Below are 22,788 nucleotides of genomic sequence, written 5' to 3'. Positions count from 1 at the left end.
GTCTAACCCCGCTTTCTGACAAGGAAACAGCCGTCCTCGCCGCCTTCCACATTTTTAAGGATCAGATCCCGGTCATAAGAAGGGACCACCACATCCTCGCGGAATACATTGGACAGGTTGTTGATATTGTCAAAGCCGGTATCGCCGACATCCGCGGCCTGAATGGTGTCAGCAAACGCAATGATGCCCTGCATATCCTTTGTGAGGGTGTCCAGTTCCTCCTCCGGGACATACAGCTTGGAAAGCAAAGCGATATTCTTGATTTCTTCCCTTGTGACCATGGCCACCCTCCTTATCTCAGTTTGATATGCACCTCGCGCAGCTGCGCTTCGGTGACTTCCGCCGGGGACCCCATCATCACGTCCTGCGCGTTGGAATTCATCGGGAACGCGATGACTTCACGGATATTGTCCTCGCCCGTCAGCAGCATAATCATACGGTCGATTCCGGGTGCCATGCCCGCATGCGGCGGAGCACCGTACTGGAACGCATGGTAAAGCGCGGCGAACTTGGTTTCCAGGTCTTCCTCCGTATAGCCGGCGATCTCAAACGCGCGGCGCATAATATCCAGATCGTGGTTGCGCACCGCGCCCGAGGACAGCTCGACGCCGTTGCAGACGATGTCGTACTGATACGCCAGCGCGTCGAGCGGGTCGCCCTCCGTCAGGGCTTTCAGCCCGCCCTGCGGCATAGAGAACGGGTTATGGGTGAACACGGTCGCACCGGTTTCCTCGTCCTGCTCGAACATCGGGAAATCCACGATGAAGCAGAAGCGGAACGCGTCTTTTTCGATCAGATCCAGACGAGTCGCAACTTCGGTGCGGATCTGTCCCGCCAGCTTCGGCGCTTCCCGCTTGCTGTCGGCGATGAAATACAGCACGTCGCCGGATTTCAGCTGCGCGCGTCTGGCAATTTCCGCGCGCTGCTCATCATTCAGGAATTTGTCAATCGGCCCCTGATATGCCATGTTTTCATCCACCTTGACATACCCAAGCCCTTTCATGCCGATGGAAAGCGCAAAAGACTCCATTGACGCAAAAAAGCTGCGGGGCTGAGAAGCCGCGCCCGGCACATTGATGGCGCGGACACATTTCCCGCTGAACGGTTTGAAATCACTGACCGTGAACAAATCGCTCAGGTCGATGATGACCAGCGGGTTGCGCAGGTCCGGTTTATCCGTTCCGTATTTGAGCATGCTTTCCGCATAGGGAATCCGCACATAGGGCGCGTCGGAAACGGTCTTGCCATCCGCGAATTTCCGGAACGCGGCGGTCAGCACATCCTCCGCTACGGCGAACACGTCTTCCTGCGTCGCAAAGGCCATTTCAAAGTCCAGCTGATAGAATTCCCCCGGAGAGCGGTCGGCGCGGGCATCCTCATCGCGGAAGCAGGGCGCGATCTGGAAATAGCGGTCAAAGCCCGATACCATCAGCAGCTGTTTAAACTGCTGGGGAGCCTGTGGCAACGCATAAAAACGCCCCTGATGTTTGCGGCTGGGGATTAAATAATCCCTGGCCCCCTCAGGCGACGAAACGGTGAGAATCGGTGTCTGCATCTCTAAAAAGCCTAATTCGGTCATACGCTGGCGCAGGAACGAAATGATCTGCGAGCGGAGAACGATGTTGTCATGTACTTTTTTATTACGCAAATCGAGATAGCGGTATTTTAAACGCACTTCTTCCTTGGTTTCCGTGGAATTGGCGGGTTCAAAAGGCAGCACATTGCGTGATTTTCCCAGAATGGTCAGCGAATCCGCTACAATTTCCACCGTACCGGTGTCAATTTTAGGGTTCACAGTCTCCTCATCACGAAGAATGACCGTACCGGACACGGTTACGACACACTCTTTGGTGACGCCGGACAACATAGCGTCGTCCCTGATGACAACTTGAACCACGCCATAATGATCACGCAAATCGACAAACTGGATACCGCCATGGTCGCGGATATTTTCGACCCATCCGGCGGCCCGAACCTGTCTGCCGATCTGTTCTTCCCTGAACGCCCCACAGGAATGGGTGCGATAGATGTTTTCTGAAATCATGTAAACACAACCTTACAATAAGATTTTGATTGATCTATACAAATGATTTTCAGAAATACAGACACATCATCGGGTAAATATTTCTAGCCAAAAGTATATCATTATTTTTGTCTGTTTTCAATAACATTCTGAATTCCCTCCTCTTTTTTAGAAAAACTGTCGCAAGCGGGCGAAAGAACAGGGAGCTTTTTTGATTTTCTATACGAGAATCCCGCGTTTGGGTGCATTGAGAATTCCGATCTTCCGCGCATTGATTTTGGCCTGGGAGGATATTTATGGAAAGTATGCCCATTGCTGGGACAGCTTATCCGAAAAAGCGAAGCAGGGCGGGAAATCCCGGCCCCGTTTCGCCCTGCCAGATATCAGCCCTCCATCGTGATAGGTGCGGTTTTTGCCTGGACAAGCGGCAGCAGATCCTGCGGGGAAGTTTCAATCTGAAAGCCGATTTTCCCGCCGCTGACAATCACCTTCGGCAGCCGGTCTACCGACTCGTCGAACACTGTGACAAACAGTTTTTTCATGCCGACCGGCGAACATCCCCCGCGGATATAGCCTGTCAGCCGGTTGATCTCATCCACGTGCACCAGTTCAACCGACTTTTCCCCCACGGCCTTCGCCGCCTTTTTCAAATCCAGTTCTTTGGCCACAGGCAGGACAAACACATAATTCGCGTGGCTTGCGCCTCGCGTCACCAGTGTTTTAAAGACGCAGCGGACGTCCTGCCCCAGTTTTTCCGCCACGCTGACACCGTCAATTTTACCGTCTTCATGCGCATAGGTATAGGTCTGATAAGAGATTTTTGCCTTGTCCAGCATGCGCATTGCATTTGTTTTCTGTTCCGCCATGCAAAATTCAACTCCCAGATGAAATGGAAAGGAGCACCGGCTTTTTGCCCGGTGCTCTTTTTTACATGCCCAGATATGCCTTGCGGACCTTGTCGTCCTCCATCATATCCGCTGCATTCCCGCTCATTGCCACACGTCCCGTTTCGAGCACATAGGCGCGGTTCGCGATCGAAAGCGCCATCTTCGCGTTCTGCTCGACCAGCAGAATAGTCATCCCGGATTGGTTCAGTTCCGTAATAATGTGAAAGATTTCCTTTACAAGCAGCGGGGAAAGCCCCATCGACGGTTCGTCCATCAGCATGATCTTGGGGCGGCTCATCATGGCGCGCCCGATTGCCAGCATCTGCTGTTCCCCGCCCGAAAGCGTGCCGCCCGCCTGGCGGCTGCGCTCTTTCAGCCGCGGGAAATGCGAATATACATTTTCGATATCGGCCGCAACCTGCGCCTTGTCTTTTACAATAAACGCGCCCATCTCCAGATTCTCCTGCACGGTCATCTGGGAAAAAATCCGGCGGCCTTCCGGCACATGCGCCATACCCAGATTAATAATCTGAGCAGGATCGGTGGTCAGAAGGTTTACATCACCAAGCGTAACCGAACCTGAGGTTGCTTTTTTGAGTCCTGTAATCGTATGAAGCGTGGTCGTCTTGCCGGCGCCGTTTGCACCGATCAGCGACACAATTTCTCCTTCATTGACCTCCAGGCTGATATTATGGATCGCGTGAATTGCGCCGTAGGATACGTTCAGATCCTTCACTTTCAGCATTGGTTTTCCCCTCCCTATTTGCCAAGATAAGCGCCGATCACCTTTGGATCGCTTGCAATCTCCTTCGGTGTGCCTTTGGCGATGATCTGCCCGTAGTCGATCACCACAAGGCGCTCGCAAATGCTCATTACAAGGCTCATGTCATGTTCAATCAGCAAGATAGAGATATGGAAGTCTTTCCGGATAATCGCAATTACCTCCATCAGTTCAGCGGTCTCCGTCGGGTTCATGCCCGCGGCCGGCTCATCCAGCAGCAGCACCTTGGGATTGGTTGCCAGTGCGCGCGCAATTTCAAGCTTGCGCTGCTGCCCATAAGGCAGGTTTTCAGCGATATTGTCCGCGAGATGTTCCATATGGAAGACCTTCAGCAGCTCCCTGCCTTTCCGGTCAATTTCCGCCTCCTCTTTCCAGTAGCCGGGGAGACGCAGAACCGTCTGCAGGCCATTATATTTCATGTTTAAATTAAACGCGACCTTTACATTCTCCAGAACCGTCATTTTCTTGAACAGACGGATATTCTGGAAGGTACGCGCGATTCCCGCTTTAGCCATTTGGTGCGGCTTTTTGCCCGCCATCAGACGGCCGCCCAGATAAACGGCGCCCTCCGTGGGCTGATAAACGCCGGTCAGCATATTGAAAATGGTCGTTTTTCCCGCGCCGTTCGGCCCGATCAGACCGACCAGCTCGCTTTCGCCGATTTCCAGCTCAAAGTTTTCCACGGCCTTCAGACCGCCGAACGTAATCCCGAGCTTTTCCGCTTTTAAAACAGATTGATTCATTTTTCAGCCCCTCCCTTCCCGGCTTTCGCAGGCAGATTGCTTTTTTTGCCAAACAGCCTGTCGATCAGGCGCGTAAGCGAGAATTCATAGGTGCCAAGCAGCCCTGAAGGCTTAAAGATCATAACAACGATCAGCACCACCGAATAGATCAGCATCCGGTAGTCTGAGAACTGGCGCAGGAACTCCGGCAGGGCTGTCAGGCCGATGGCCGAAACGATGGAACCGGTAATGGAGCCCATTCCGCCCAGCACCACCATGACCAGAATATCGATTGACTTCATAAATCCGAAGTTTGCCGCGCCCAGCACCGCAAGGTACTGCGCATAAATTCCGCCCGCAACGCCCGCAAAGAACGCCGCCACTGTAAAGGCCAGAACTTTATAATAAGTATTCGGAATTCCCGAAGCCTCGGAAGCAATGTCATCTTCACGGATTGCCATAATGGCACGCCCGTGTCGTGAACGGATAAACATAAACATGACTGCCACACAGACAATCATGACAATGTAAACTACATTCAATGTTGCCAGCTTAGGGATCTTTTTCAGGCCCTGTGCGCCGCCTGTAAAGGAGAGGTTCTCGATCAGAACCCGGATGATTTCGCCGAACCCCAGTGTAATGATCGCCAGATAATCTCCCTTGAGCCGCAGAGCCGGGATACCGACCACCAGCCCGAAAAATGCCGCAATCAAGCCGCCGAAAACCAGCGATATTAAGAACCAAGCCGTTCCCGCAGCCGTAGGCACGCCTTTGACCAGCAGCGTGACGCCCATACCGTCCTGCGCATACTTCACGAGAAGCGCAGCACTGTAAGCGCCAATAGACATAAAACCGGCATGTCCCAGCGCGATCTGCCCCAAAAATCCTGTCGCAATATTCAGCGAAATCGCCAGAATAATATTGATGAAGATTGTCATAACAATGCCGCTGATGTAGCGGTTAATCAGTCCCTGGCTGCTCGCAACCAATAGCAGCGCAAAGAGCAAAACAACCGCGATAAGGTTCACCAGATAGGAACGAAAAACTTCTTTTTTTGTTTTCACTGGTAACACCTACACTTTCTCGCCGACGTTCTTGCCGAAGATCCCAGTCGGCTTCACCAGCAGAACGATAATGAGGATGGAAAAGACGACCGCGTCCGCAAGCTGAGTGGAAATATACCCCTTAGTCATGCTTTCCACAAGCCCGATTAAAATCCCGCCAAGCATCGCGCCGGGGATGCTTCCAATACCGCCCAGTACAGCGGCGACAAAGGCCTTCAGGCCCAGCATGGTACCCATGTAAGGCTGTACCTGGGGATATGCCGCGCAATACATCACAGCAGCAATACCGGCAAGGCCGGAACCGATTGCAAACGTCAGAGAGATCGTACGGTTGGTGCTGATGCCCATCAGAATTGCGGCTTTGCCGTCTTCTGAAACAGCACGCATCGCCTTGCCCATGCGCGTGCCTTTGATGAAAAGCTGTAGCGCAGCCATAATGATCAGCGACAGTACAATCGTAATGACGGAAATACCGGAAAACTGTACAGGGCCCACGTTCACTGGCTGCATATTGAACACGTTGCTGACGGGACGCGGCGCGGAAGAAAACAGCAAAAGCGCCAGGTTCTCCAAAAACAGGCTGACTGCAATCGCAGTAATCAGCACAGAAAGGCTCGGAGCTCCGCGCAGTGGTTTGTACGCAATTTTTTCAGTTAGTACGCCGATCAACGCGCATACAGCAACGGAAGCAACAGCGCTTACCCATGCCGGGACTCCCATATTCAGCAGAAATGGGATAAGGAAGACCGCTACATAGCCTCCTACCATAATAAAGTCCCCATGCGCAAAATTGATCAGCTTCACAATGCCATACACCATAGTGTATCCCAAGGCCACCAGTGCATACACACTGCCCACCTGGATACCGTTGATGACCTGCTTGATAAATAGTACAAAGTCCATGTGCCCCTCGCCTTTCCCTGTATTCTCGGGCATCGCGCCATTCTCAACGCTTCTAAAACCCGGCAGATTTCCCCTTTGTTCAACTTCCCCGAAAATTCACCAAAAGGGCAGAGCGATTTGCTCTGCCCTGCGGCAAATATCCTTATTGACGTTTTCTAAAAGCTGAGATTACGCTTCTACCTTCGCGGCAAGCTCTGCTTTGCCGTCCACAAACTTGGTAACCGCTACGCTCTTGATGGGGTCACCGTTCTCATCAAAAGTGATGTGGCCGGTTACACCGTCAAATTCGGTTTCTTTCAGAGCGTCCACGATTGCCTGACTGTCGGTGGAACCAGCGGCTTCAATCGCTTTAGCCATGATGAAAGCGGAGTCGTAGCCGAGGGCCGCAAACGCGTTGCCGTCGAGGTTAAAGGTAGACTTGTATTTCTCCAGGAACTTCGCGGCGGCTTCATCAGCAGCGGAATAGTGGTTGGAGAAATAGCCGTTATTCGCAACGGAAAGCTTGTCGGCAGGCAGGGTGGACAGCACGCCGTCCCAGCCGTCTCCGCCGAGCATCGCGCCCTCATAACCGGCAGTGCGGGCCTGATCAAGAATCAGGGAAACGTCACCGTAGTAATCCGGAACGAACAGGGCGTCGGGAGCGGTCGCGATGACCTTGTTCAGCAGGGTGGTGAAATCGGTATCGGCAGCAGCATAGCCTTCGAACGCAACCACTTCCATACCTTTCGATTCAGCCTGCGCTTTGAACGAATCCGCAAGGCCTTTGGAATAGTCGGAGCTGGTATCGAAGATGGCGGCCACTTTTTTCGCGCTCAGATTATCGGCAGCGAAAGTCGCCATAATCTGGCCCTGGAACGGGTCCATAAAGCAGGTGCGGAACACATTTTCGCCGACCTTGGTAATATCCTCGGCGGTTCCGGTAGCAGTCAGCATCGGCATATTGTCCTGAAGCGCTACTTCTGCGACAGCCAGGCAGGGCTTGGAAGTAACGTCGCCGATCAGAGCAACGATCCCCTGGTCAACCAGCTTGTTGTAGGCGTTGACAGCTTCAGTCGGGTCGCCTTTTTCATCCAGCGTGATTAGTTCGATCTGTTTGCCGCCGATGCCGCCGTTTTCGTTGATTTCGTCTATACCCATTTTAATTCCGTTGGAAGCGGCAATTCCGTAAGTGGAAACCTCTCCGGTCAGCGGAGCAAGGCAGCCGATTTTAATCGTCTCTCCGGATGCGGCTTCAGATGCAGCCTCGGAAGAAGCAGATTCAGAAGCAGCAGCTTCGGACCCAGCCTCGGATGAAGGTGTGTCCGTCTTGGCGCCGCAACCCGCGAAGGTTGTCGCAGCCATGATAGCAGCGAATGCCACAGCAAAAAACTTTTTCATATTCTTTCCTCCTAATTTACAGCGGATGTGGTTTCGTGTTGCTTAGCGCTTTAAATCATCATACGCTTTTAAAAAGTATATTGCAATTTTTATGTAAAATCCATTGCTTTTTTCGCCAATCATCTATATCCAAACCTTCTGAGTTTTAGAAATATTCATAAATTCTTTGAATTTTACAAATATATATACTTATTATATAACCATAATTTTTGATTTTTAGTATTTTTGGCAATAAATTAGGCGATATTAATAAAATTAGCTGCAAAAATTTTACACGAAATCCTCACAGTATCCGCCCACAGCATACAGTCGTCCTTATTTTAGAAGCATTCTTTTTAGTCCGAATTTACAGAATCTCTATTTTTTATCGTTTTTTTAAATTGGTTTTGAATATTATCACGATTTATCTTGCAGCCGGATAACAGTTTCGACAAGAAAGTACAAGTTTCCCCTAAAACAGCCAATCTGCCTGATAGCGGCACTCTGCTTGCATCCGCCGCCTTCATCAGTTGCACTTTTTTAAAAGTTTCGCTCATATTTTCACTGTCAGATCCGCCCTTTTCGGATACGCGCAGGGATTGACAAAACGCCTTGTTTCCTGCTACAATATAAAATATCTGATTCCAGATAATGGGCATTATTTACAAATCTGTTTGCAGGATTTTTCGTGTTTTCCTGCACGCAGACCTACACAAAACGAGCTTATACAATAGGAGGAAAAACAATGAAAAGAATAAACAAACTTCTGGCTCTCTCACTGGCACTTGCAATGTCCGCTTCCATCGCTGCATGCGGCACGAAAAACGAAACCCCTGCGTCGTCTTCCGAAGCGGCTTCGTCTGAGGCTGCTTCTTCCGAAGCGGCCGCCGACACATCCTCTGCCGCCGGTTCTGACAAAACCTATCTCATTGCCACAGACACGACGTTCGCACCGTTTGAATTTGAAGATGCTTCCGGCAAAAAAATCGGAATCGATATGGACCTGCTTGCCGCCATCGCGGAAGACCAGGGCTTCAAGTATGAAGTGCAGTCGCTCGGTTTCAGCGCCGCAGTCACCGCGCTGGAAGCCAAACAGTGCGACGGCGTCATCGCCGGCATGAGCATCACGGACGAGCGCAAACAGAAATTCGATTTTTCAGAGCCTTACTTTGATTCCGGCGTGGTAATGGGCATTGCCGCCACCGATGAGACCATCAAATCTTATGATGATCTGAAGGGTAAAAACGTTGCCATCAAGGTCGGAACCGAAGGCGCAACCTTCGCAGAGTCCATCAAAGACCAGTATGGCTTCACTACCACAACCTTTGACGACTCCGCAAACATGTATGAAGACGTGAAAGCCGGCAATTCCGTTGCGTGCTTTGAAGACTATCCGGTACTCGGCTATGGCGTTACACAGGGCAACGGCCTGAAAATCGTCACAGAAAAGGAACAGGGCTCCTCTTATGGGTTTGCTGTTTCCAAGGGAGAAAATGCCGAACTGCTCAAAATGTTTAATGATGGATTAAAAAATTTGAAAGATAACGGTAAATATCAAGAAATCCTTGACACATACATTGCAAAATAAGTATAATTGAATCTAAACAGCATGAAATTACGCATCCGGACAGCCTGTTCGGATGCGTAATTGTCCGTTCATCATCCAGCGGCTGAGGATGGCGGATACAGTTCCATTTCGTCGCTGGAGAAAGGGCGGTCTCTGTGGCCTTTTTTGAATTGCTTGTATCGACTTTTCCCCGATTCCTGGTTGGCTGGGGCATCACAATCAAAATCACTCTTTTTTCGCTGGTCTTTGCGACCGTCCTTGGGTTGATCTCTTGTTTGTTCCAGATCTCCCGCAGCAGGATTTTGAATTTTATTTCGCAGGTTTATATTGATATTATCCGCGGGACGCCTGTGCTGGTGCAGGTATTCTTTATCTATTTTGGAATGACGCAGCTGCTCAACATCCGCATGAGCGCGGATACGGCGGGAATCATTACGCTTTCGCTCAATGCAGGCGCATATCTCTCGGAGATTTTCCGCGGCGGTATCGAAGCGGTCAATCCCGGACAGATGGAAGCCGCCCGCAGCCTTGGGCTCCCCTATTCCCACGCGATGGCGAAAGTGGTTCTGCCGCAGGCAGTTAAGATTGTTATTCCGTCGATGGTCAACCAGTTTATCATCACCCTGAAAGATACCTCTATCATTTCGGTAGTCGGCCTGCGCGAACTGACCCAGACCGGCAAACTGATTGTCGCGGTCAACTTCGAGTCGTTCAAAATATGGTCGATTACAGCGCTCTATTATTTGGTGACCATCACCATCCTTTCAAGGATTTCCAAACTGATCGAAAGGAAGATTTCGTATGGCAAAGGTAAGTGTTAGGAATTTACATAAAAGCTTCGGAAAGCTGGACGTGCTTTGCGGAATCGACCTGGATGTAAAAGACGGCGAGGTCGTCTGCATGATCGGGCCCTCCGGCTCCGGCAAAAGTACCTTCCTGCGCTGCCTGAACAAGCTGGAGGAACCCACTTCCGGCGAGGTCATGGTAGATGGGTTTGTGCTTACCGACAAGGCTTCCGACATCAATAAAATTCGGGAAAATATCGGAATGGTGTTTCAGCAGTTTAATCTGTTCCCGCACCTGACCGTTCAGAAAAATATTATGATGGCACCTCTTGACCGCAAAAAGATGGACAAGGCTGCGGCAGCGAAAAAGGCCTCCGAGCTTTTGATACGCGTAGGCTTGGCCGATAAGGCGGACGCCTATCCGGCCCAGCTGTCCGGCGGGCAGCAGCAGCGTGTAGCCATCGCAAGGGCGCTGGCTATGGAGCCGGATATCATGCTGTTTGATGAGCCGACCTCCGCGCTGGACCCTGAAATGGTCGGCGAGGTTCTGGCGGTTATGCGCCAGCTGGCGGATGCCGGAATGACGATGGTAGTCGTTACCCACGAAATGGGCTTTGCCCGTGAGGTCGCGGACCGCGTTATCTTTATGGACGCCGGGGTCATTGTGGAACAGGGAACCCCTGAGCAGATCTTCAGCTCCCCGAAAGAGCAGCGTACGATTAACTTTTTAAATCAGGTTCTGTAAACAGATTCAAAAAGGGTTCCGGATTTTGAACATCCGGAACCCTTTTTCTTTTTTAAGATATCGAGACAGCGGCAGGCTTTGGCATCATATCCATTACCAAATCAACACAGGCCGTCATCGAATAGATAAAGTCCACTCCATAGGACGGCTCCATCTGCCTGTATTGATCGTGCAGCAGGTTAATCTGTTCATACAGAGCAAGAGAGCGGTCAATTTCCGCGGCATTGGAAATCAGGTCAACCGCGTGCAGCATACCCCGCCTGCGATACCCGTAAAACTGCATTTTCAGTTCATATTTCAGATGCTCAATTTTACTGCCTTCAAAATATTCCGCGTGCGCATAGCAGAAGAAATCCGACATAAAGTGGCAGAGGATACCCAGCTGTTTGCTGTATTCCCGGATACTCATGGATTCTCCCTCTCTTGCCAGATATTCCGCTTTATCCATCACAAGGTCATAAATATCTTTTTTGAAATGGGAGAGTTTCAGCAGGCTTGGCGCAATGTCAGGTAAAAAGTTCCATCGGACAAAAGTCGCCTTATCCAGCTCCAGATTCAGGTTCTTTTTAAAGTAGGAGTAAAGATATCTTCCCATCGTGATGTGCGCAAAAACATTCATTCAGTTCACCCTTATCTTATAGCTTATGGCTGCTTTGCCTGTTTTTATAATCGGGAACATATTTCCGCCATCTCTCCGGCAGCACACATTTGAAGGCACCCGCAAAGTGAAAATGTCCGTAGCGGTAGAGCAGCCGCACAGTGTGATAAACCGTCATCATATATACAAACAGGTTTACATAGGACATCAGCACGCAGATGACTTCAAAAAATCCGGGCATTGCCTTGCCGGAAAGGACATATTCCAGGACCAGAAAATGATTGAGAAAGGTCACTGCGGTAACAGCAAGATAACTGACGAAGAGTTCCCTGCTGCGGTGGTGCAGGCATGCGAGAAGCGAAAACAAAACGGCGGGAATCTGATAACGCTCATGCATGCGGGTCGTAAACATAAAAATCGTCTGGATAAACAGGAAACAGAGCAGCCACGGGCTTTTTTCCGTAGCGGTAAAATACAGAAAACTGAGCATCACAACGCTTAGTACCATAACAGCCGCCGAAACCATGTCGGCCGAGATTCCTCCCAGCAGCAATCCGCTGCTGTGCTTCATATTCAATCCACAGGCGGTGAAATAGTTGAATGCATTGAGACTCGCGTCCTGATACTGCGCAAATCCGCCCAGATAAATCTCAAACGGAAGCTTCCAGCCGCTGTGCGCCATAAACGGCATGAATACCGTCAGGCCGGTCACAGCCCCCGCTCCAATGGTCATCGCAATCCGTTTGGGGGAAAATTTTGTCAGTAAAAACAGCGCGAAAATCGGAGCAAAATAAAGCGACTGAAACTTCATGAGGCAGGCAAGCGTCATGACAATCCCGGAAACCACCGGCCTGCGTTCGTTCAACAGCCAAAAGGAAAGCGCCAGCAAAAAGAGCATGATGCTGTCCGTCTGTCCCCAATACGAGGAATTCACAATGACGGTGGGATTCACCGCCCACAGCGCCGCTCCCGCGGCGGCGAGCAGTCTGCTTTCGCGGTGCAGAACCGCGTAAATCAGCGGAATGGTGGCAGTATCGAATAAAATCTGCCAGCCCTTCAGCACCAGCATCTGCAGCCCCTGTATTTCGCCGACCAGCGGAAGTGTCATCAGCTTTCCCGTGATAAACAGCGGAAACAGGAACAGAGGCGGATAATCCAAACTTTCTATTCTGTTATATGCTCCAAATAGATTCTGATTCACTCCGGCCGACCAGTTTACATAATAGTTTAAATCATAATGATGGACGGTGGCGTAAGCAACCATCAGACGTACCAGCAGCGCCGAAGCGGTGACGGCAAACAGAAACCAGTGTATCTGCCTGCGTCCAATCTGAAATCGTTCGGTAATAAAGCGATCCTTCTTCAAGTAATAAAACTCCAGTAATCCAGGACACAGAGTTCCTTTCCACATCCCGAATAAAATAATCATAGCACAATTCTTTTCTTTTTGTACTAAAAATTAGAAAAATGCGGAAAATTTCAAAAATTTTCATTTAAAATATGCAATGGACGAATCTTGAAAAACATTCCAATTGTCCAAATTGTCTATTTTATACAGCAGCGCACTCGAACAGCCCTGCTCTATTTTTCAAAATATTCTTCCAGACAGATGCCCTCTTCCATAATTTCCGTGGCTGCTTGTTTGCCCACATAGCGGTAATGCCAGGGTTCAAAACTGATTTTTGTGATTTCTTCCTTGTCCTTCGGATAGCGCAGAATAAACCCGTATTCGGCGGCATGCTTCAACAGCCATTTTGCCGCGTCGGTCTCCGCATAACCGTCATCCAGCCCCTGATAGGAGGGGGTTACGATATCAAGTGCAAGGCCGGTCTGATGTTCGCTGGTCCCGGGGCGCGCAATCAGCTGCTGGGTCGACGCAATTGCCGCAGCTTCCGTATAACCCGAATTTTTCAGGCTCTGCACACTGCTGTCAAAATGCTGCTGCTGCGACTCATAGCTCCGATAGCCCGAACAGACCAGTAATTCGACCCCTTGCTCCCTGGCGTCCTGAATCATGCGCTGTGCGTTGCCAACAACCCGCTTATCCATCAGATAACCGTTCTGCACCTCGGAAAGCTCAGGCTTGAAACTCTGATCAATCGCATGGTCGGAGTTTACCAGAATCAACTGCCATTCCTCCTCTGTCTGCACCGGAGTCTTCGACGCCTCTTCTGTTTCAGACTGTCCGGATGTCTGCGACTCCCCGCCGGCAGAGAACTCTTTATCCGGCACAGAAGCTAATTCGGATGAAAATGCCTCCGAAGGGCTTTCCTGCACGGACTGCGATGTTTCGGGCAGAGATCTCGCGGTTAGTATATCCTGCCAGTTTACATTTTTTTGCACCAACACAGCGGCGGTAGCGGTTAAGGCAACAGCCGCGACCGCGATAAATCCATACTTAATACTCATATATGACAGTACCCATCTTTCTGCTTCATGATTTGATCATCTTTTTACAGTTCTCCCGCCTCATACAAAATCGCAGTGACAGCCGCAAGAGGAGCGGTTTCACAGCGCAGGATACGGTTTCCCAGAGACAGGGACAGCAGGCCGCTTTGGGCAGCGTGCGCAGCTTCGGACGGTTCGAATCCTCCCTCGCTCCCCACCAGAATAGAAACACTTTTCCCCAAGCGCTCTGCAAGCGTCCTTTTCAGGGAGTTCTGGGCATTTTCATAAAATAGGATTGCCAGACTGTCCCTTTTCATGCGTTCGACAGCCGTTTTAAAGTCAATCAGGCTTTCCACCTCCGGTATCCGGCCTCTGCCGCATTGCTTTGCCGCCTCGAGCGAAATCCTGTGATACCGTTCCAGCTTTTTTTTCGCGGTTTTTTCATCAGGGCGGGAAATGCACCGGTTGGTGAGCACCGGGACAATCCGGCTGACGCCCAGTTCCACCGTTTTCTGAATGATGGTTTCCAGCTTGTCGCCCTTCGGCAGTGCCTGATACAGCGTAATTTCCACATCAGGCTCCCCTTTTGAGGACTCCACGGCTTCAACACAGAGCCGCACCTGCTCGGGGTGGATATCCGTAATGCGGCACTGATAGTCGCTGCCGGTGCTGTCGCAGACGGTCACCAGTTCGCCTGTTTTCATCCGAAGCGCCAACGCCATGTGCCGCGCGTCTTCTCCGGTAATGACGGCCAGACCGTCATGTACTTCTCCCGTAAAAAATCTTGGCATACCCGTCCTCCGTCTAGTTTCTCTGAACCGCCAGCGCCACCCATCCGCCGGATTCTTCCCGGCGTACAAGGCGGTAACCCGCTTTCGTCAGGGCATCCAGCACATCCTGCTCCCGCGTGTCGATAATTCCGGATGCGATAAACACGCCGTCCGGCAGCAGGAACTGTTCCAAATCCGGAATCAGGCGGATGATGACATCGGCCACGATATTCGCGGTTACAAGCAGGAACCTGCCGCTGACCTTTTCGGTCAGATCCCCTGCGTGGAAAGTGACTTTTGTGTCAACACCGTTTGCGGCGGCATTTTCCCTGGCAACCCGGACTGCAACTTCGTCAATATCCACGCCAACCGCAGATTTTGCCCCCAGCAGCAGCGCCGCCACCGCGAGAATGCCGCTGCCGGTTCCAATATCAAGCTGCGTCGTATCGGGCGTCACATAGTCCTCCACCAACTGCATGCACAGGCGTGTCGTGTCGTGGGTGCCGGTCCCGAAGGCCATGCCCGGGTCCATCACCATCACAATCTCATCCGCAGCCGGCGAATAAGTCTCCCACGAGGGGCATACCACCAAACGCTTGCCGACTTTGGTTGGATAATAGTATTTTTTCCACGCGGTCGCCCAGTCCTCCTCGTCAATGCTGCCGGACTCAATGGTATAGGGAATCCCCTCCGACTCGAGCCGCTCCCGAATGTAGGAAACCGCCTCATTGGGGTTTTCTTCGGGAGAAATATAAATATGAATCAGGCCATGCGACCGGTCGCGCTCCAGAAGCTCCTGTTCAATCAAGTCCACGTGGGCAATCTGCGGGGCCAGCTCCTCAATGTCACTGTAGTCCTCGATATAAATTCCATACGGCACCACCATATTGGCAATTGCGGAAGCCGTTTCCAAATGTTCGGTGGCAACCTTGATTTTCACTTCGCTATACTGCATTTCAATCTCCTTCATATTACAGCTGTGTCAAAAACAGTCACGATTACTGCATTTTTTCATTGTCACAGGCATTATTATAATACAAAACCACCCTTTTCAAAAGGGTGGTTTTAAAAAATTGTTATTTCATTGCATCTTTGAGACGATCGAAAAAGGTTTTACGCTTTTCATAATTTTTATCACTGGAGAGTTTTTCAAAATCCTTCAGAACATCCTTCTGTTTGGAGGACAGATTTCTGGGGACTTCAATGTTCACCTTCACATACTGGTCACCGCGCCCGCGGCCGTTCACATACTGAATCCCCTTATTGCGCAGGCGGAAGACCGTTCCGGACTGCGTTCCCTCGGGCACCTCATATTTCACTTTGCCGTCAATGGTCGGAACCGTGATTTCGTCTCCCAAAACCGCCTGAGAAAAAGTAATGGGGATATCGCACCAAACATCGAATCCGTCCCGCTCGAACAGTTCGTCGGGACGCAGGGTCACCATAATATTCACATCGCCGGCGGGGCCTCCGTTGATTCCCTGATCACCCTGCCCGCGCAGCATAAAGGTCTGCCCGTCGTCGATCCCCGCCGGAACGGAAACCTCCAGCGTCCTGCTATGGCGCACACGGCCCATGCCGCGGCAGGAGGAGCATGGCTCCTTAATGACCTTTCCCTTGCCGTTGCAGCGTGTGCAGGTGCGCGTCGTCTGAATGATGCCGATCGGCGTACGCTGCTGCACCTTCACCTGGCCGGTACCACCGCATTCAGAACACGTTTCCGGGCTTGTGCCCTTTTTCGCGCCGGTACCGCCGCAGGTTTCGCACTGCTCAAGACGCTGTATCTGAATCTTCTGCTTACAGCCCTTGGCCGCTTCCATAAAGGAAAGCCCGATGGTCACATTGATATCGTTGCCTCTGATGGGGGCATTCGGGTTTCTCGTGCGGTTGCTGCCGCCGAAGCCTCCGAAACCGCCGCCGAAAAAGCTCTCAAAAATATCACCGACGTCAAATCCGCCGAAACCGCCCGCCCCGCCGAAACCACCGCCGCCCGCCCCATAAGACGGGTCAATACCTGCATGGCCGAATTGGTCATACCGCTGGCGCTTCGCCGGGTCGTTAAGTACCTCGTAAGCCTCATTGACCTCCTTGAACTTTGCCTCGGCGGTCTTGTCCCCGGGGTTCATGTCGGGGTGGTACTGCTTTGCCAGCTTGCGATACGCTCTTTTTAAATCGTCGGCGGACGCATCCTTCGACACGCCCAGCACTTCGTAATAATCCCGTTTGTCAGCCAAATGTCTCACCCCTGTTTACAGCCGTTAACTTTCACGCCGTATTAAGGCGGGAGAACCACCCCCGCCTTAATACTCATTTTGTTATTGTATTATTTTTTGTCGTCCTCGTCAACCTCTTTATAATCCGCGTCCACATAATCCGCGCCGCCGGCTGTTCCGCCCGCGTTATCTTCGGGATTCTGCTGCGCGCCCTGAGTTCCCTGCGCGTTTTGGTACATCTTTGCGCTCATTTCGTAGAAATCTTTCTGAAGTTCTTCCTGTTTTGCCTTGATCGCATCGACATCGGTTCCCTTCAGCGCTTCTTTCAAAGCGTCCAGTTTCCCCTGCACCTTTGCTTTTTCATCAGCGGAAATCTTGTCGCCGAGATCGCCCATGGTCTTTTCACACTGATAGACCATCTGGTCGGCGCCGTTGCGCACGTCGATCTCCTCGCGGCGTTTTTTATCCTCGGCAGCAAACGCCTCGGCATCGCGAACCGCTTTTTCCACATCGTCTTTAGACATGTTGGTGGAAGAGGTAATGGTGACATTCTGCTCCTTGCCGGTGCCAAGGTCTTTCGCGGTAACATGCACAATGCCGTTGGCATCGATATCGAACGTTACTTCAATCTGAGGCACACCGCGGGGAGCCGCCGGAATCCCATCCAGACGGAACGTACCAAGCTGCTTGTTGTCGCGGGCCATTTCACGCTCGCCCTGCAGGATGTTGATTTCAACAGAGGTCTGCCCGTCCGCGGCAGTGGAAAAGATCTGAGATTTCTTGGTCGGAATCGTGGTGTTGCGCTCAATAATTTTGGTGCAGACGCCGCCGAGGGTTTCAAGGCCCAGAGAGAGCGGGGTTACGTCAAGCAGCAGCAGGCCCTTGACATCGCCGCCAAGGACGCCGCCCTGAATCGCCGCGCCCACCGCAACACATTCGTCAGGATTGATGCCTTTGAACGGGTCCTTGCCGCAGAACGCCTTGACCGCATCCTGAACGGCAGGGATACGGGTGGAACCGCCCACCAGCAGGATTTTATCCAGATCGGAAACCTTCAGGCCCGAGTCCGCCATTGCTTTGCGGACCGGCTCCATGGTTTTTTCAACCAGGTCGGCTGTCAGCTCATTGAACTTCGCGCGGGTAATGGTGACGTCGAGATGCTTCGGCCCCGTTGCGTCCGCGGTAATAAACGGCAGGTTGACATTGGCGGTTGTCATGCCGGAAAGCTCGATTTTCGCTTTCTCGGCTGCTTCCTTCAAACGCTGCATCGCCATTTTGTCGCCGCGCAGGTCAATTCCGTTTGACTTCTTGAACTCATCAGCAAGATAATCAATGACACGCTGGTCAAAATCATCGCCGCCGAGGCGTGTATTTCCGTTGGTGGCAAGCACCTCCTGCACGCCATCGCCCATTTCGATGATGGATACATCGAATGTACCGCCGCCGAGGTCGTAAACCATAATCTTCTGCTCATGCTCTTTATCAATACCGTAAGCGAGCGCGGCAGCAGTCGGCTCATTGATAATACGCTTTACTTCCAGACCGGCAATGCGTCCCGCGTCCTTGGTAGCCTGCCTCTGGCTGTCGGAGAAGTAAGCCGGGACGGTGATGACCGCTTCGGTCACCTTTTCGCCGAGGTACGCTTCCGCGTCGGCTTTCAGCTTCTGCAGAACCATTGCGGAAATCTCCTGCGGGGTATAGTTTTTCCCGTCAATGGAGACTTTGAAGTCGCTGCCCATGTGGCGTTTAATGGAAGCGATTGTTCTTTCCGGATTCGTGATCGCCTGACGTTTGGCCACCTGGCCCACCATACGCTCGCCGGTTTTTGCAAATGCCACGACGGACGGGGTTGTTCTGGCGCCTTCCGCATTGGCGATGACAACCGCCTCGCCGCCTTCCATGACGGCAACACAGCTATTTGTTGTACCTAAGTCGATACCAATAATTTTACCCATAAATTCATTCCTCCAATAATAACAGTGATTTCTTGAACGCTAATTCGATCATATGTGTTCAGTTTGCGACCTGAACCATGGCATGCCTGATAATCTTATCACCTAATTGATAGCCCTTCTGGAAAACGGCAACAATGGTGTTTGCTTCGTGTTGTTCATCCTCCACGTGCATGACTGCATTGTGTTTTTCCGGATCAAACTGTTCGCCGGCCTTGCCGAATTCCTCAACACCCAGTTTCTGCAAGACATCCTTAAAATTCTGCAAAATCATTTCGATGCCCTTTATAAATTCGGCATCACTGCATTCAACAGCGAGTGCGCGCTCCACAGTATCAATAATCGGAATAAACTTTTCCACAGTTTTGGCAACTGCCTGGGGATAAATCGCTTCCTTTTCCCGCTGACTCCGCTTGCGGAAATTATCATATTCCGCAACCGTCCGCAGCAGCTGATCATTCAGGCTGTCTATCTTTTCCAGCAAAAGCTCCTCCTGTGTTTTCGTTGTCTCTTCGGCCTTCCGGCTTTCTTCCCGGCAGCCGTCTTCGGGAGTTTCCGGAGTTTGAGCCTGCTGTTCCGGGTTTTCCGCACCTTCCTGTTCCGTCGTATCCTGCGGGTGGGTTCCCGGGTTTTCCTCCGGGGCTTGCGCCTCCTGCCCGATGTCTTTCTTATCCGGGCACTCCTGCTTATTTTCGTTGGACAATCCATTCGCCACCTTAACTCGTATTTTCAGTCTGCACTACTCCTGCTGCTCAAAAGTCTCAGCCAGCAATTTCCCCAAAGTCCTAGAAAAATATTCCAAGTGGGGAATCAGTTTGGCATAATCCATGCGTACAGGACCAATCACCCCGATGGCCCCCTCATTCTGAGCCCCGATCCGATATTTTGTCACAACCACCGAAGTATCGGTAAGCTCACTCTTGGTATTTTCTTTACCGATGGTAATAAACACCGCGTCTTTTTTGGAGCCGATCAAACCCAGAATCTGATCCTTGTCATGCATGGTCTGAAGCAGCTCCCGCGCGATATCGCCAAACTCCCTATAACCCAGCAGGTTTTCGCCTCCGGACGCATAAAACTGCCCCTCGTTGACTTCCCTGCACAGGTCATAAACCGCAGCGAGCACCGGCGTAAACAGCTGGGAATAATCCCCCAGCGTCACCGCAATCGCATTAATATACCGCTGAGAAATCTCATTGACCGATTTTCCCACCAGCCGTCCGTTGGTAAACTGGTTCAGGAATTCCAGGATTTCGCCCGTTACCCTGAAATCCACACGGCAAACCCGATTTTTGATCACCCCATTGGTGGCAATCAGCAGAATCACGACCGTCCGGATTCCCGCGGGAACAATTTCAATCCGTTTCACCAGCACGCTTTTCGGCGTGATGGTGGTGGATACCGTCGCACAGTTGGTAAAATCCGCAAGCGCTTCCGCGGCATCCTCCAGCAGGCGGTCCGGGTCCGGATCCCGCACATTAAACAGCGCGTCGATCTGCCTGCGTTCCTCCTCACTGATAGGCTTCGGACGCATCAGCTGATCGACGTAAATGCGATACCCCAGATGGGACGGGACGCGCCCCGCAGAAGTATGCGGCTGTTCCAAAAGGCCCAAGTCGAACAGCGCCGACATATCGTTGCGGATCGTTGCGGGGGACACACTCAGATCAAGCCTCTGATTCAGCATTTTAGAGCTGACCGGTTCCCCCGTTTCAATGTAAATCTCAACGATCGCGGTCAAAATCTTCAATTTTCTGGAGTCCAGATTCATGTTTTCCCTCACCCCGAGTTCATGCAACAGCTCCTTAGCACTCTTTCTCCATGATTGCTAACATCTATAATGTACCACAGATTTTTCAGAAGTCAATACAATTCATGAAATGTTTACACATTTTTTAGCACTCGATATATGAGAGTGCTAGTATTGAGCATTATGCACAATCTTCATTGAATTAAACTATTTATATTGACTTTTGGGAAAAAATGTTGTTTAATAAAGATACAGCAATCAGAATCCAAAATGAAATGTTTAGAGGAGGCTATTTATCATGTTGATTCATGAAGTTATGCTCAAATCCGCGGAAGATCTCCGCCAGTTCATGTTCCTTGCCATGCAGTCCTCCGAAGAGATCGGCGTACATACCGCCGACGGTAAAATTGCAGATGCAAAGTCCGTCTTAGGGCTGATGTCTCTGGATTATTCCAAACCGGTCAAAGTTGTTACGGAGGACAGCCATTTTGTCAAACAGCTTTCCAAATGGAGCGTAAAAGAATAACCGATAGTCGTAAGGCGGGGCGATGCCCCGTCTTTTTTACTTTTTGGCACAAATTCCCAATACTTCACAGAAAACACACAGTTTGTTCATATTTATTTTAGCTTCCCCCCACATTCGTCCGGTATATATAATAGAGAAAATAATCAGTTTTATCCTCATAAAATGACAAATATTCATGTTGGAGATTGGAGAATCGAAAATGAAACGATCCTTAGACAGAAAAAAATTGACATCCGGCATAGTTCTCCTCCTGGCAGGCACTGTGGCTGTGTCGACCATGGTGTTTGCGGCAGGACCCGGAGGAGGCGGTTCCGGTGGAAGAAGCGGCGGGAACATGGGCGATGTCAAGATGTCCAAAAGTGTTATCACTGTGAAGCTGCAAAACCCCACAACAGGCAGTCTGACCCGCAACACCGAATTTATCGGTAAAATGGAACCCGCGGAAAGCGTCAATGTCTATCCGGAAGTCAGCGGAAAGGTGAGTACGGTCCACTTTGAAGCCGGCGACACCGTACATAAAGGGGATCTCCTTTTTGAAATTGATGATACCGATGCGCAGTTGGCCTACCAGATTGCCCAGGCAAGCTATGACGAAAAGGTCATCAGCGCGGATACTACACTTGGAAGCGGCTATGATTCGAAACTGAATTCCGCGAAAAGCACGCTGGATTCCGCTCAGCAGAGTTTAAACAACGCCCGTCTGAAGCTCAGAGATTACAACGACGGCTATGACGACAGCCTGATTTCCGCGCAGAAGTCGGAAGATAAAGCTGAACAGGCAATGAAAGACGCAGAACTTGCCTATAATGACTACGCCGGCACGGACAATGATGAAAAATCGGACCTGTATAAAGCCTGGAAAGCAGCCGAACAGCAATATTCTCTGGCGCACAGCGCTGTTAAGGACCTTGAAGACGACGAGGACTCGGAGGCCCGCGATCTGCGCAATTCTTATAAAAACGCCCAGACCAGTTATGAAACCGCGCTCAAAAATTATAATCTGATTGCCGGCGGTTCTCTGGACGACACCAAAGCCTCCACCGACGCAAGCTTGAAATCGGCCGGCCTGACTTTGGAAAAAAGCTCGTCCGAACTGGAAAAGTATAAAATCTATTCCCCCATCGACGGTGTGATTGAGTCCAAATCCATTACGCTCTATGAGACTGCCGGTACAAATACCGCTGCCTACACGATCTCCAACAAGAATGATATGTCCGTGAAATTCAACGCAACAGCCGACGCCGCTGTCGCGCTTTCGACTGGAGACTCGATTACCCTTACCAAGAGTGACAGGGAGTATACCGCTGTGATTACCTCCATCGATTCCAAGGCGGATTCCGTTTCCGGCCTGTTTCCGATTGAGGCGCAGGTGCAGGATGACGACGGCACCCTGCTCACCGGCATCTCGGTGAAAGTAACCGCTGCAACCGCGAAAGCGGAAGATGCCGTCCTGGTTCCGGTCAGCTGTGTCTACTATGACGACGGGCAGGCCTATGTCTTCACCTATGCCGACGGCAAAGCGCATCGTACGGATATTGAAACCGGCATGTCCAATACGGAATATGTCGTTGCGGCTTCCGGCGTAACCACTGACAGCCAAATCATCACCACATGGCATCCGGACCTGAAAGACGGCGCCGAGGTTGTTCTTTCGGGCGCGGAACAGAGTTCCGATCAGCAGTCCTCCTCTTCTGCGGAGCCCTCCGCCGATTCCTCCCTGGCACCCTCCAAGAAAAGATCACAGGAGGGTTAATGAAA

22 protein-coding genes are annotated in these 22,788 nt (G+C 51.2%); 5 read left to right on the top strand and 17 right to left on the bottom strand.

Annotation, left to right across the window (positions count from 1 at the left end):
- Nucleotides 1-2: 2 nt before the first annotated feature.
- The 8 genes from gatC to C1A10_RS13425 all read right to left on the bottom strand — a co-directional run bounded on the left by gatC (nt 3) and on the right by C1A10_RS13425 (nt 7,757).
- On the bottom strand, nt 3-281 hold the full coding sequence (gatC, locus tag C1A10_RS13465; protein WP_101910745.1) for an Asp-tRNA(Asn)/Glu-tRNA(Gln) amidotransferase subunit GatC: 279 nt from the start codon (nt 279-281) through the stop codon (nt 3-5).
- An 11-nt stretch (nt 282-292) separates the two neighbouring features.
- A complete protein-coding gene (gene aspS, locus C1A10_RS13460) occupies nt 293-2,044 on the bottom strand; it encodes an aspartate--tRNA ligase (RefSeq protein WP_101910744.1) in 1,752 nt (583 codons plus the stop codon).
- A gap of 362 nt (nt 2,045-2,406) precedes the next feature.
- Nucleotides 2,407-2,889, bottom strand: a complete 483-nt coding sequence (ybaK, locus tag C1A10_RS13450; RefSeq protein ID WP_101910742.1) for a Cys-tRNA(Pro) deacylase — start codon at nt 2,887-2,889, stop codon at nt 2,407-2,409.
- 61 nt (nt 2,890-2,950) lie between these two features.
- On the bottom strand, nt 2,951-3,655 hold the full coding sequence (locus tag C1A10_RS13445; RefSeq protein WP_101910741.1) for an ABC transporter ATP-binding protein: 705 nt from the start codon (nt 3,653-3,655) through the stop codon (nt 2,951-2,953).
- 14 nt (nt 3,656-3,669) lie between these two features.
- Complete coding sequence (locus C1A10_RS13440) at nt 3,670-4,434, bottom strand: ABC transporter ATP-binding protein (RefSeq protein ID WP_101910740.1); 765 nt, start codon at nt 4,432-4,434, stop codon at nt 3,670-3,672.
- Complete coding sequence (locus C1A10_RS13435; protein ID WP_101910739.1) at nt 4,431-5,477, bottom strand: branched-chain amino acid ABC transporter permease; 1,047 nt, start codon at nt 5,475-5,477, stop codon at nt 4,431-4,433. The genes C1A10_RS13440 and C1A10_RS13435 overlap by 4 nt, the downstream gene beginning before the upstream one ends.
- A 9-nt stretch (nt 5,478-5,486) precedes the next feature.
- Nucleotides 5,487-6,380 carry a branched-chain amino acid ABC transporter permease gene (locus C1A10_RS13430; RefSeq protein WP_101911671.1) on the bottom strand — a complete coding sequence of 298 codons (894 nt, stop codon included), beginning with the start codon at nt 6,378-6,380 and terminating at the stop codon, nt 5,487-5,489.
- A 168-nt stretch (nt 6,381-6,548) separates the two neighbouring features.
- A complete protein-coding gene (locus C1A10_RS13425; RefSeq protein WP_101910738.1) occupies nt 6,549-7,757 on the bottom strand; it encodes an ABC transporter substrate-binding protein in 1,209 nt (402 codons plus the stop codon).
- Nucleotides 7,758-8,481: 724 nt separating this feature from the next.
- Here C1A10_RS13425 and C1A10_RS13415 point away from each other — a divergent pair.
- The 3 genes from C1A10_RS13415 to C1A10_RS13405 all read left to right on the top strand — a co-directional run bounded on the left by C1A10_RS13415 (nt 8,482) and on the right by C1A10_RS13405 (nt 10,833).
- A complete protein-coding gene (locus C1A10_RS13415; RefSeq protein ID WP_101910736.1) occupies nt 8,482-9,324 on the top strand; it encodes a transporter substrate-binding domain-containing protein in 843 nt (280 codons plus the stop codon).
- Nucleotides 9,325-9,458: 134 nt separating this feature from the next.
- Nucleotides 9,459-10,124, top strand: a complete 666-nt coding sequence (locus tag C1A10_RS13410; protein WP_101910735.1) for an amino acid ABC transporter permease — start codon at nt 9,459-9,461, stop codon at nt 10,122-10,124.
- A complete protein-coding gene (locus tag C1A10_RS13405; protein WP_101910734.1) occupies nt 10,105-10,833 on the top strand; it encodes an amino acid ABC transporter ATP-binding protein in 729 nt (242 codons plus the stop codon). The genes C1A10_RS13410 and C1A10_RS13405 overlap by 20 nt, the downstream gene beginning before the upstream one ends.
- 52 nt (nt 10,834-10,885) lie before the next feature.
- Here the strand turns inward: C1A10_RS13405 and C1A10_RS13400 are convergent, their stop codons facing one another.
- The 9 genes from C1A10_RS13400 to hrcA all read right to left on the bottom strand — a co-directional run bounded on the left by C1A10_RS13400 (nt 10,886) and on the right by hrcA (nt 20,525).
- Entirely contained in the window at nt 10,886-11,452 is a 567-nt protein-coding gene (locus tag C1A10_RS13400) for a zinc dependent phospholipase C family protein (protein WP_101910733.1), read from the bottom strand.
- 16 nt (nt 11,453-11,468) lie between these two features.
- Nucleotides 11,469-12,797 carry a glycosyltransferase family 39 protein gene (locus C1A10_RS13395; protein WP_101910732.1) on the bottom strand — a complete coding sequence of 443 codons (1,329 nt, stop codon included), beginning with the start codon at nt 12,795-12,797 and terminating at the stop codon, nt 11,469-11,471.
- 215 nt (nt 12,798-13,012) lie between these two features.
- Nucleotides 13,013-13,840, bottom strand: a complete 828-nt coding sequence (locus tag C1A10_RS13390; protein ID WP_101910731.1) for a M15 family metallopeptidase — start codon at nt 13,838-13,840, stop codon at nt 13,013-13,015.
- Between the two features lie 44 nt (nt 13,841-13,884).
- Nucleotides 13,885-14,610: a 16S rRNA (uracil(1498)-N(3))-methyltransferase gene (locus C1A10_RS13385; RefSeq protein ID WP_101910730.1), complete on the bottom strand. Its 726-nt coding sequence runs from the start codon at nt 14,608-14,610 to the stop codon at nt 13,885-13,887.
- Between the two features lie 13 nt (nt 14,611-14,623).
- Complete coding sequence (gene prmA, locus C1A10_RS13380; RefSeq protein ID WP_101910729.1) at nt 14,624-15,544, bottom strand: 50S ribosomal protein L11 methyltransferase; 921 nt, start codon at nt 15,542-15,544, stop codon at nt 14,624-14,626.
- 121 nt (nt 15,545-15,665) lie between these two features.
- Entirely contained in the window at nt 15,666-16,823 is a 1,158-nt protein-coding gene (gene dnaJ, locus C1A10_RS13375) for a molecular chaperone DnaJ (RefSeq protein WP_101910728.1), read from the bottom strand.
- Nucleotides 16,824-16,912: 89 nt separating this feature from the next.
- Nucleotides 16,913-18,757, bottom strand: coding sequence for a molecular chaperone DnaK (gene dnaK, locus C1A10_RS13370; protein WP_101910727.1), 1,845 nt, complete (start codon nt 18,755-18,757; stop codon nt 16,913-16,915).
- Between the two features lie 58 nt (nt 18,758-18,815).
- Nucleotides 18,816-19,457, bottom strand: a complete 642-nt coding sequence (gene grpE / locus C1A10_RS13365) for a nucleotide exchange factor GrpE (RefSeq protein WP_242968933.1) — start codon at nt 19,455-19,457, stop codon at nt 18,816-18,818.
- 36 nt (nt 19,458-19,493) lie between these two features.
- Entirely contained in the window at nt 19,494-20,525 is a 1,032-nt protein-coding gene (gene hrcA / locus C1A10_RS13360) for a heat-inducible transcriptional repressor HrcA (protein ID WP_101910726.1), read from the bottom strand.
- Nucleotides 20,526-20,802: 277 nt separating this feature from the next.
- On the opposite strand from hrcA, the gene C1A10_RS13355 reads away from it, so the two are divergent.
- Nucleotides 20,803-21,030, top strand: coding sequence for an HPr family phosphocarrier protein (locus C1A10_RS13355; protein ID WP_242968932.1), 228 nt, complete (start codon nt 20,803-20,805; stop codon nt 21,028-21,030).
- 199 nt (nt 21,031-21,229) lie between these two features.
- Nucleotides 21,230-22,783 carry an efflux RND transporter periplasmic adaptor subunit gene (locus tag C1A10_RS13350; RefSeq protein WP_242968931.1) on the top strand — a complete coding sequence of 518 codons (1,554 nt, stop codon included), beginning with the start codon at nt 21,230-21,232 and terminating at the stop codon, nt 22,781-22,783.
- Nucleotides 22,784-22,788: the final 5 nt, after the last annotated feature.

The sequence above is a fragment of the Marasmitruncus massiliensis genome (assembly GCF_900186535.1).
GTDB classification, from domain to species: domain Bacteria; phylum Bacillota; class Clostridia; order Oscillospirales; family Ruminococcaceae; genus Anaerotruncus; species Anaerotruncus massiliensis_A.
This window is presented reverse-complemented; position numbering and strand designations above follow the sequence as displayed.

Excerpts from the sequence above, each read along its gene's own strand:
- gatC (WP_101910745.1), bottom strand. The coding sequence starts at position 281 with ATGGTCACAAGGGAAGAAATCAAGAATATCGCTTTGCTTTCCAAGCTG.
- aspS (WP_101910744.1), bottom strand. The coding sequence starts at position 2,044 with ATGATTTCAGAAAACATCTATCGCACCCATTCCTGTGGGGCGTTCAGG.
- ybaK (WP_101910742.1), bottom strand. The coding sequence starts at position 2,889 with ATGGCGGAACAGAAAACAAATGCAATGCGCATGCTGGACAAGGCAAAA.
- C1A10_RS13445 (WP_101910741.1), bottom strand. The coding sequence starts at position 3,655 with ATGCTGAAAGTGAAGGATCTGAACGTATCCTACGGCGCAATTCACGCG.
- C1A10_RS13440 (WP_101910740.1), bottom strand. The coding sequence starts at position 4,434 with ATGAATCAATCTGTTTTAAAAGCGGAAAAGCTCGGGATTACGTTCGGC.
- C1A10_RS13430 (WP_101911671.1), bottom strand. The coding sequence starts at position 6,380 with ATGGACTTTGTACTATTTATCAAGCAGGTCATCAACGGTATCCAGGTG.
- C1A10_RS13425 (WP_101910738.1), bottom strand. The coding sequence starts at position 7,757 with ATGAAAAAGTTTTTTGCTGTGGCATTCGCTGCTATCATGGCTGCGACA.
- C1A10_RS13415 (WP_101910736.1), top strand. The coding sequence starts at position 8,482 with ATGAAAAGAATAAACAAACTTCTGGCTCTCTCACTGGCACTTGCAATG.
- C1A10_RS13405 (WP_101910734.1), top strand. The coding sequence starts at position 10,105 with ATGGCAAAGGTAAGTGTTAGGAATTTACATAAAAGCTTCGGAAAGCTG.
- C1A10_RS13400 (WP_101910733.1), bottom strand. The coding sequence starts at position 11,452 with ATGAATGTTTTTGCGCACATCACGATGGGAAGATATCTTTACTCCTAC.
- C1A10_RS13390 (WP_101910731.1), bottom strand. The coding sequence starts at position 13,840 with ATGAGTATTAAGTATGGATTTATCGCGGTCGCGGCTGTTGCCTTAACC.
- C1A10_RS13385 (WP_101910730.1), bottom strand. The coding sequence starts at position 14,610 with ATGCCAAGATTTTTTACGGGAGAAGTACATGACGGTCTGGCCGTCATT.
- prmA (WP_101910729.1), bottom strand. The coding sequence starts at position 15,544 with ATGCAGTATAGCGAAGTGAAAATCAAGGTTGCCACCGAACATTTGGAA.
- dnaK (WP_101910727.1), bottom strand. The coding sequence starts at position 18,757 with ATGGGTAAAATTATTGGTATCGACTTAGGTACAACAAATAGCTGTGTT.
- hrcA (WP_101910726.1), bottom strand. The coding sequence starts at position 20,525 with ATGAATCTGGACTCCAGAAAATTGAAGATTTTGACCGCGATCGTTGAG.
- C1A10_RS13355 (WP_242968932.1), top strand. The coding sequence starts at position 20,803 with ATGTTGATTCATGAAGTTATGCTCAAATCCGCGGAAGATCTCCGCCAG.
- C1A10_RS13350 (WP_242968931.1), top strand. The coding sequence starts at position 21,230 with ATGAAACGATCCTTAGACAGAAAAAAATTGACATCCGGCATAGTTCTC.